Source organism: Protofrankia coriariae, from assembly GCF_001017755.1.
Classification (GTDB): domain Bacteria; phylum Actinomycetota; class Actinomycetes; order Frankiales; family Frankiaceae; genus Protofrankia; species Protofrankia coriariae.
Map to the genome: position 1 here is coordinate 109,770 of NZ_JWIO01000013.1, position 3,878 is coordinate 113,647.

Consider the following 3,878-nt stretch of genomic DNA (forward strand, 5'->3'; position numbering starts at 1 on the left):
GCGGGCCGCCACAGCGGTGTGACCGGCCGGCTGTCCCGATCCGCCCAGCACAGTGCCGTGTCGTGTGCGCGGAGCACGCCGTGGACCTCACTGGTCCACCAGCTCGGATGCCGTGGTTCCACGACCACCCGGACGTCGGACGGGAAGCAGCCCAGGCACGCGTCGAGACGGACGGGATCGGCGCGCAGGTTCGGCGGCAGTTGAAGCAGCACGGGACCGAGCCGGTGGCCGAGACCGGCGGTGTGCGCCAGGAACCGTTCGACGGGCTCGGCCGGGTCCCGAAGGCGTCTGACGTGGGTGAGGAAACGGCTGGCCTTGACCGTCATGATGAAGCCGGGTGGAGTCTGCTCCCGCCAGCGCGCGACGACCCCGGGTGCCGGCAGTCGGTAGAAGGCGTTGTTGCACTCCACCGTCGCGAACCGGTCCGCGTAGTACCGCAGCCAGGCGCGCCGCGGCACCCCGGCCGGGTAGAACACCCCCCGCCAGTCGGCGTACTGCCATCCGGACGTCCCGACGAGCATCGGCACACGGCCAGCATGAGGGGGCGATCAAGGACCGCCCCGACGGTCAGGGTCCGCTGGTACCGGTCATGGACGGATCAGGGACGAAGGACGAACGCCCTGACGTCATGGACGGACACCCTGATGGTGCTGTGGCATGTGCAGGTGGGCCGTCTGGTGGGTGACAGCCTCGATGTGGCCGGCCGCGACGTCGAGTAGCCGGTGGGCCAGCTCGGACAGGGCGCGGGATGCCGCGACCTCATCGCCGATCTTGGGAATCTCGGCGTCGGCGGGGTGCCGCCGCGCGTGCCCGACGCCCCGCAGCTCGCGTTCGGAGTCCGAACGCGGTCCCGGACGCAGCGCCGCCTCCGCGCGGGTGTGCCCGTCGTCCTCGGTCAGGAGTACGTCGACCGTCCACCTCTTGGTGTGGATCATGATCGGTCGCCACCTTTCCCAGCAGACAGCCCCCAGTGGGATCTGGATCTCTGGCAGCGCGGGAAAACATGACCGCGTTGCCATGGTCCTTTCAGCCTGGCTCCTCCTAGCCTGGCACGGCTCGACGGCCACCGCGAACGCATCCGTAACCGGCACGGATCTCCAGAGAGGATCTGTCGAAGTATCGCAGTAGTCGTGCGCGGCCCGTGCGGGGAACAGCCTGCCGTTCCCGAACGGCACGGGATGAGGAGGACTGCCTGGTCAGCCGTGCATTCCTCGGAGGGTGTCCGGTACCGGTTGTTGTTCGGTACCGGTTGTCACTGGGCGCACGAAAGATCAGGGCTAGAGGTACTGGGCGGCCCAGGGGGCGCCCGCGGCTGAGGCTGCGGCCAGCCGGGCGGCGCCTCGGGCCACCACCAGGTCCGAGGCCTGGATGCGGGCCACGGTGCAGGCGGCCCAGAGTTCGGGGAGGGTGCGGGCGCGGGCGGTGACCAGGGCGGCGTCCCAGTAACCGGGGTAGTTGAGGGTGCCGCCGCCCACCCGGAGGACGTCGGGGTTGAGGATGTTCAGCAGGGTGGCCATGGCCAGCCCGAAGGCGTCCCCGGCTGCCTCGACGACGCCCCGGATGGCGGGGTTTCCGGCGGCGAGCGCCGCGTGCACCTGGGCCGGGGGCAGACCGGCGGCCTGGACGATCGAGGCGCCGCCGGCCAGTTCGTCGAGCCGGCGTACGCCCTGCGGGGTGGGTACCGGCATGCTGCCGACCTCGCCGGCCCAGCCCCGGCCGCCCCGCACCACCTGACCCTGGTGGAGGTACGCGGAGCCGACGGCGGTGCCGGAGAGCATCACCACGGCGGTCCGGGCGTCACCTATGTCGGCGGCCTCCTCGGCCAGGGCGGCCCGGATGTCGTTGACCAGCAGATGGGGGGCGGCGAGGCCGGCCGGGCCGGGCCAGCCGTTGAGCGCGGGCAGTACGTCGCAGACAACGACCCGGCCGTCCTCGACCAGCCCGGGGACGGCGATGCCCACTGAGGCGGGAGCCAGGCCGTGGTCGGCGAGGAACTTCTCGATGGCCGTGCCGATGTAGCCGGGGGTGGCGCCGGGGCCGGTGGCGACGCGGACGGTCAGGGGCTCGTCATGACCGGGCCGGTGGGCGAGCATGAGGAGCTTGGTGCCGCCGATGTCGATGCCGACGCTGGGGTGGCTTGTCATCGGGGTTCAGTAGACACCTTCCACGGCGGTCACACCGTCCCAGGGGAACCAGGGATGCGGGCCGGTGCGGCGGGCGGTATCGCGTTCCAGGAGGTTGGGAAGGAAGAGGTCCTCCAGCAGGGTGGTGGTGAGCACCCGGCCACGCGCCCCCACGGGGACCTCCCGCAGCGGGTTGGCGGGGTCCACCACCCGCTGGACGGCCAGGGGCGGGGGGAGGTGGTAGACGCGGGACCCCTCGGGCATCAGGGCGTGGCCCACCAGGGTGTTTCCGTAGGTGTCGATCCAGCGCACGCCCTGGAGGTACTCCTCCTCCAGGAAGCGGATCTCCTCGGCGGAGCAGGAGGTCCCGCCGGTGCACACAGCCTTCACGCCATGGGCGGCCAGGGGTTCGTCGAGTTCGCCGACCAGGGCGAGCAGCAGCTTGGAGGTGGTGAACAGGAGGGAGGGCCGCTGGCGGGCGAGGAGAGTGCGGGTCTGGGCGGTCAGGTGCTGGATGTAGCTGTCGGCGCTGCCCCTCGACTGGATCTCGGACTTCACCCAGCGGGGGTCGAAGTCGATGAAGGCGGCGGATCCGCACCACCGGTCGGCGAGGCGTTCGACGAAGTGGGCGTACTGGTGGGGTCCGCTGGGGGTCATGGCGACGATGTCGCCGCCGTCCAGACCCCGTACCTCCAGCATCACCCGGTAGAGGGTCACCTCGTCGTCGAGCTTGCTGACATTGACGACCCGGCACGGTTCTCCGGTGGTGCCGCCGGTCTCGAAGACCCGGAAGGGGCGGTGGCGCAGGCCACGCGGGAGGAGGTCGCGGGGGCGGGCGGCGCGTAGCTCGTTCTTGTCGAAGAACCCGAACAGGGCGAGGGCATCGAAGCCGGTGATGTCGCGGAGCGGGTCGAACGGCAGGGTGGCGCGCCGGCGCAGCCAGAACGGTGAGCCGGTCTCCTCGGAGAAATGCCAGTGGATCATCCGGAGCGTCCACTCGTCCAGGCCGTGGCGCAGGGCCGGGAGCCGTTCAGCCATGAGGTCGGCGGGGGTGCGGGTGGTGGGGGGCACGGTGGCTGGGGTCATGCGTCGACTCCTTGGTCGGGCGATGGGCCGCCCGGCATCGTGTGGACGAAGAGTGAACGCTGCTGGACCGCGTCGGCCAGGGCCGGCCCGGCCCGCAGGACGGCGGCGAACGGGAAGGGGAGTTCGCGGCCGACAAGCGGGTGCGGGGCGTCCGGGGTGCCGGGGTCGGCGAGACGGATCAGGGTAGGGGCCAGGAAGACCAGCGGGCCGTGCCGGTGGAGCAGTGGACGGGTGGTGACCACCTCGTCGGCGGGCTGGATCAGCCGGTGGGCCAGCTCCGCGATACGGGGCGCCATGACGGGGTCGGGGATCGCGGCCTGCGGATGGGCGGAGTCGGGGGGCTGGATGCCTATGGCATCCAGCCGGGCTCCGAGAGCACGGGCGACCGGGGCAGGGTCACCGGCGCAGAGCACGGTGCGGACGTTCTTGCAGAACCGGCCGCTGTTGCCGGCGACCAGGGGGGTCAGCCAGTCGGCAGCGGCCTGCGGGTCGTGGTCCGCCGGGACCAGAGCACAGCCCCGGCCGGGGCCGTGCAGGGTGAGGGTGGGCAGCTCGGGGAGCTGGGCGGCGATGCCGTCGCCGCCGTAGATGATCTGACGGTCGGTAAGGGTGATCAGCGTGGGGAGGAGCTCGGGGACGGTGGAGTAGCAGGCCAGCCGGTCGGCGGGC

General features: G+C 71.8%; 4 protein-coding genes and 1 pseudogene. All 5 read right to left on the reverse strand.

Features of this window, described 5'->3' with window-relative positions:
• A partial coding sequence (locus FrCorBMG51_RS29520; protein WP_235433463.1) for a DUF72 domain-containing protein occupies window positions 1-521 on the reverse strand: 521 nt, incomplete at its 3' end.
• A gap of 105 nt (window positions 522-626) precedes the next feature.
• Window positions 627-935 carry a DUF1876 domain-containing protein gene (locus FrCorBMG51_RS10010; protein ID WP_047222780.1) on the reverse strand — a complete coding sequence of 103 codons (309 nt, stop codon included), beginning with the start codon at window positions 933-935 and terminating at the stop codon, window positions 627-629.
• Between the two features lie 342 nt (window positions 936-1,277).
• The gene (locus FrCorBMG51_RS10015; RefSeq protein ID WP_047222781.1) at window positions 1,278-2,144 is read right to left on the reverse strand and encodes an ROK family protein; all 867 of its coding nucleotides are present in this window, start codon (window positions 2,142-2,144) and stop codon (window positions 1,278-1,280) included.
• 6 nt (window positions 2,145-2,150) lie between these two features.
• Window positions 2,151-3,209, reverse strand: coding sequence for a phenylacetate--CoA ligase family protein (locus FrCorBMG51_RS10020; RefSeq protein WP_047222782.1), 1,059 nt, complete (start codon window positions 3,207-3,209; stop codon window positions 2,151-2,153).
• Window positions 3,206-3,878, reverse strand: a pseudogene (locus FrCorBMG51_RS10025) (hypothetical protein); the annotation flags it as partial. The gene FrCorBMG51_RS10020 and the pseudogene FrCorBMG51_RS10025, both read right to left, overlap by 4 nt.

Coding starts and splice junctions, on each gene's coding strand:
- FrCorBMG51_RS10020 (WP_047222782.1), bottom strand. CDS start 3,209: ATGACCCCAGCCACCGTGCCCCCCACCACCCGCACCCCCGCCGACCTC.
- FrCorBMG51_RS10010 (WP_047222780.1), bottom strand. CDS start 935: ATGATCCACACCAAGAGGTGGACGGTCGACGTACTCCTGACCGAGGAC.
- FrCorBMG51_RS10015 (WP_047222781.1), bottom strand. CDS start 2,144: ATGACAAGCCACCCCAGCGTCGGCATCGACATCGGCGGCACCAAGCTC.